General features: G+C 55.6%; 6 protein-coding genes. All 6 read left to right on the top strand.

Going from position 1 to position 4,570, the window contains the following annotated elements:
- The first annotated feature begins 103 nt into the window (after positions 1 to 103).
- Positions 104 to 409: a hypothetical protein gene (locus tag ABGT74_RS10810; RefSeq protein ID WP_346705514.1), complete on the top strand. Its 306-nt coding sequence runs from the start codon at positions 104 to 106 to the stop codon at positions 407 to 409.
- A gap of 82 nt (positions 410 to 491) precedes the next feature.
- A complete protein-coding gene (locus ABGT74_RS10815; protein ID WP_346705515.1) occupies positions 492 to 1,619 on the top strand; it encodes a C39 family peptidase in 1,128 nt (375 codons plus the stop codon).
- A 20-nt stretch (positions 1,620 to 1,639) separates the two neighbouring features.
- A complete protein-coding gene (locus ABGT74_RS10820) occupies positions 1,640 to 1,936 on the top strand; it encodes a helix-turn-helix transcriptional regulator (protein ID WP_346705516.1) in 297 nt (98 codons plus the stop codon).
- Positions 1,926 to 2,309: a hypothetical protein gene (locus ABGT74_RS10825; protein WP_346705517.1), complete on the top strand. Its 384-nt coding sequence runs from the start codon at positions 1,926 to 1,928 to the stop codon at positions 2,307 to 2,309. Before ABGT74_RS10820 ends, ABGT74_RS10825 begins: the two co-directional genes overlap by 11 nt.
- 615 nt (positions 2,310 to 2,924) lie before the next feature.
- Positions 2,925 to 3,776 (top strand): TraG/TraD/VirD4 family protein, encoded by an 852-nt coding sequence (locus ABGT74_RS10830; RefSeq protein WP_346705518.1) that lies wholly within the window; start codon positions 2,925 to 2,927, stop codon positions 3,774 to 3,776.
- On the top strand, positions 3,773 to 4,339 hold the full coding sequence (locus ABGT74_RS10835) for a replication initiator protein A (protein WP_297283053.1): 567 nt from the start codon (positions 3,773 to 3,775) through the stop codon (positions 4,337 to 4,339). The genes ABGT74_RS10830 and ABGT74_RS10835 overlap by 4 nt, the downstream gene beginning before the upstream one ends.
- The last annotated feature ends 231 nt before the right edge of the window (positions 4,340 to 4,570 follow it).

The raw sequence follows: 4,570 nt of genomic DNA on the forward strand, positions 1-4,570 counted from the left end.
ACAGACCGCTGCATCGATATCTGGACAACCGACACCGCGCACAGCGGTACAGACCATACCGCAAGCAGCAGTGCAGCCGCCGTCGCCTACGGCAAGGGCACCAATGCCAGTCACGCCGGCGGTATCGCCTGCATCGGCCGAAGGAGGCAGCCGACCTGCGGTTTCCCCGGTTGCGCCTGCGTCGGATCGTCGTCCCGCTGTATCCACGTCTCGGCGTGAGCATAGCGAAATACAGCAGACTACCACGGTACAAAGCATTGTTCCGCCCAATATCCGTACACCGGATATGGTCGGACGGCCGCAGATTGCGGACAAAACGCGTAAGCTGCGCCGCACCGCACAACCTCTGAATAACAAGGTGACCCCGCAGGAAGGAGGAAAACGCCATAAACGCAGAAGGAAGAAATAACGCCGGTCGCGTTGCCGCTGCGGCGGCGAATATTGCAAAAGGCGCGCTGTCCGGCGGGCCGTATGGCGCCGCCGCGGCTGCTGTGGCAGAGGTAGCACCGAGCCTGCTGAAAGGGGCAGGCATCGCGCTGCTCATCTGTCTCGGCCTGCCGCTGCTCATGCTGCTGTCCATACCGTGCAACCTGTTTGGCTCGCTCAGCGCGTCCTCGGCGGATATTCAGGAGATGACGGCGCAGGCAGAGCAGCTCACGGTCACATGGAAAGACCAGCGGTCGCTCGAGGACAAGGCGATCAACCTGTTTGTAGATCTGTTGCCGGAAAACCTGGGCTTTATCTCGATCGAGAAAAACCTCGGCAACACCAATGACTATTGGATGATCGCCATCACCTCGGTTTACAGCGAGCAGGACGTCATGCTGATCGATGAGGACAAGATCGTGCAGACCATGCAGGCCAAGCTGAAATATGAATTAAAGGCCAAGTATGACAGCGAGGGAAACTTTGAAGGATATGTTCTGGTGATTTCGGACATGACCCCTACCGAGCTGATGGACAAGCTGGGCTTTGACGAGATGCAGCGCATGTGGGCGGAGGTGATCCAAAACACCATCGCGGATGCAGAATACAGTGCGCCGAGCGGTTCGTCTGACAATACCGCAGGCATGGACTTTTCGGACATTGTGTTCACCGGCCGCGGCAACTCCAAGGACGTTGTGTATTTCAGCCAATACGATTCCCGCTGGGGTAGCTTGATGTACGGCAAGACCAATACGATCGCAGGCGCGGGCTGCGGCCCGACTTCACTGGCAATCTGTGTGTCTACGCTGACCAATAAAACCGTCCTGCCGCCGGAGATCTGCGACTGGTCCGTCAAAACCGGCCACCGCTGCGAGGGCAGCGGCAGCTACCATAGCCTCATTCCGGACGGCGCGGCGCATTACGGCGTGCCGTGCCGCGGCATCGGCCAAAGCAAAACCGAGCTGGTCAAGGCGCTGCAGGAGGGCAAGCTGGTCATCGCAATCATGTCTGCCGGACACTTTACCCGCGGCGGGCATTTTATCGTGCTGCGCGGCATCACGGACAGCGGAAAAATTCTGGTCGCGGACTGCGCCAGCTATGAACGCAGTCAGAAGGAGTGGGATCTGAACATCTTCCTGGCTGAGTGCAATAAGGGCGCCGCGGCCAGCGGCCCGTTCTGGGTGCTGGGATAAAAGAATAGGAGGCAAATGTCATGGAAATTTATACGGACGGATATGTCTGTCAGTTCCGTATCTTACGCCGCAAATACAGCATTACATTGCGGGAGTTAGCGCAATATACCGGGATCAGCTCGCAGTACATCAGTTCGGTTGAGTTGTGCCAGACAACAGGTTCTGCTGCGTCGCACAAGCAGATTGAGAAAGCAATGCAAGCCATCTTAGAAAGCAGACAGACTGATGCAGAGAAGAATCTTTGCGAATTTTGCAGTCTGCGCAAACATCTATTCGACAAAGTACAGGAAAGTGAGGCGATAAAAGGTGGGAAATGAAGACATCTACTTTATTCCGGTCAATTTCACAGACGCCGGACGTGTGCTCGGCCTGTTCGAACTGAGAAACTGCATTGAGGCCGCTATATTGGCTCTGCCGACCTTTGGCCTGTGCAGTCTGATTGCGCACTACACGCCGTTTTCCGTCACGATAAAGCTGATCCTGTCGCTCTGTCTGCTTGTGCCGGTCTGCGGCTTCGGCCTGATCGGCATCCGGGACGAATCCTTATCCCGTTTTTTGTGTACTTATGTGCGATGGCGCAGATGCCGGCGCATCGCCATCAATAAAGGAGGATCGATCAAACGTGGACATCAAAAAAATCATTTTCGGGGATCAAGTGAGCGGGGCCGAAACCATTGCGCCCGCAAATGACGATCTGCAGGGAAGCCTGCCCATTGCGGATATCAAATACGGCGTTGTGCGGACGCGGGATGGCGGGTATGCAGCGTTGTTTGAGGTACTGCCGACAAACTATTTTCTGCAAAGCACAGCAGAGCGAATGCGCATCATCAGCAACCTTGCCGCATGGCTGCGCATTGCGCCGGACAATTTGCAGATCCTCTGCCTGTCTCAGCCGGTAGACATCGAACAGTACACAAGACGCATGGAGGGATTCCTGCAATCCGAGGGGGATGCTTTATGCCGTACCTGCATTGAAGACAACATCAACGAGGTCAACCAGCTGGTGCGGTACGGGGCATTCACTACACGGTTTTATATTGCCTATCGGTATGAACCCTCTATGGTGTCCGGTGAGGTAAGCTATGCCAAAATCGCCGCTGCGCTGCGGCAGGTCATGGATTCTTCGGTGGGTTACCTTGCCCGCTGTGGACTAAACGTGGTAAGCCCGGGCTATGTCGACAATCATCTGGTCGAGACCGTGTTTCGCATGCTGTGCAAGCGCACCTCGGAGCATATCCGTTTGCCTTTGTACTTCCGGGATATGCGTTCTTGTCCTCGCTATTCTTCGCAATGCTGTTTTCGCGTTTGGAGGCATACGCCCGGCGCGAGAAGGGCGGCAAGCTGCCGGTGCCGGTCAACTTCCTGCTCGACGAATTCCCGTCGATCGGCAAGCTGGGCGACTTCAAGCGCTCGATCGCGTTCACGCGCTCTTTCGGCATGCAGTGTCAGGTGCTGATCCAGTCCGTAGCGCAGCTTGCCGACATGTACCCGCGGCATGAGTGGGAAGAAATTGCGGCGTGCTGCGACGCCACGATCTGTCTGGGCGTCAACGACCCGACAAGCGCGAAATTTATTTCGGAAAAGTGCGGCATGACGACCATTCAGGTGACGAACAACCAGTCCCCGCAGACGCCGTTGTTTTCCCCGCTGCAAAACAATATTCGGCCGTATTCCATGACGCGCAGCAACACGCAGCGCGCTCTCATGCAACCGGATGAGGTGCTGCGGCTGGATAACGCGCAGTGCATCGTCCTGCTGCGCGGACAGTATCCTATGTTGCTTTACAAGATCACGCCGGAGGAATTTGCGGCGTTTGATCAGCTGCGTCCGGTGTCCATCACCGATTACCCGGCGAAGCCGTCGGAGGACGATGCGGAAGATACGCCGCCAGAGCCTGAACCTCCGCAGCCACCGGAGCCACCATCCGAACAGCCGTCTGGGCCGCCGGAAGCAGAACCCCAAACCAGCTGGGGAAACTTGTCCTCACTGCCGCGTTATCCACTGATTTACCCGGACGAGGACGGGTATGACACGACAGGGATACGGGATATCCGCCTGGCCGATGCGCAGGTGGATGCGATACAGGACACACTCGATACCATGCGTAATGACGAAAAACCAAATCATGACAACAGCAAAGGAGACGCTGCCTTATGAAACAGAACCCCGAAGTACGCCCGGCTTTCACACTGATGAAGCTGAACGACGCCATTTCCCATTTCCACATGCAGATGCCGCGCTGGCTTTTTTCCGACCCGCAGTACAGCGGCCTGTCGCTGGAAAGCAAGGTGGCTTACACGTTCCTGCTCAACCGCTTCCAGCTGTCCCGCCGCAACGGCTGGGTCAACCGGCACGGTGAGGTTTACGTGATCTATACGCGGGAAGATCTGGCACGGGAAATGCAAGTTTCCTACCGCAAGGCGATCGCCTGCTTTAAGGAGCTTGCGCAAAGGCATCTGCTGTGGGAACAGCGGCAAGGCCGCGGTATGCCGAACCGCATCTTTCTGGCCGAGGTGCAGCTGAATGAAAAAGCCGCTTACGCCTATGTGCGAAATAGAAATGCTTTGTATTTACAACAATCCCGTTGCTGTCATTGTGAGTATTGTCAAAAAAGTAATAGAAATCAATTTATCAGTTTTCGTATTTCGTACTCCTTCATATATAATCAATACGTCAAGTTGTTTAGCCGCTATCTAGGCTCCGGAAGAGCAACCAGGTAACGGTGTAACCTTCCTCCCATATATCTGCCGCATTTACAGTGCAAAGTTCGGGCAGTATTGGACTTTGTCTTGTTAGGCAGACTCGTCCGCTTTGCATTGCCTCATATGCGATTTCTGTTCGTCAGACCGAGAGTTTGCCTGTGTCGGCACTTCGCAGCCTCCACATCCGGCTTCCTTCAGATTCCACCTCACGATGGACACCCTTGCCTTCGGCTAACAGTTCCTACTGCC

The sequence above is a fragment of the uncultured Agathobaculum sp. genome (assembly GCF_963927765.1).
GTDB lineage: Bacteria > Bacillota > Clostridia > Oscillospirales > Butyricicoccaceae > Agathobaculum.

What these genes read in the sequence shown, in the direction of transcription:
- ABGT74_RS10820 (WP_346705516.1), top strand. Translation starts at nt 1,640, where the DNA reads ATGGAAATTTATACGGACGGATATGTCTGTCAGTTCCGTATCTTACGC.
- ABGT74_RS10835 (WP_297283053.1), top strand. Translation starts at nt 3,773, where the DNA reads ATGAAACAGAACCCCGAAGTACGCCCGGCTTTCACACTGATGAAGCTG.
- ABGT74_RS10810 (WP_346705514.1), top strand. Translation starts at nt 104, where the DNA reads ATGCCAGTCACGCCGGCGGTATCGCCTGCATCGGCCGAAGGAGGCAGC.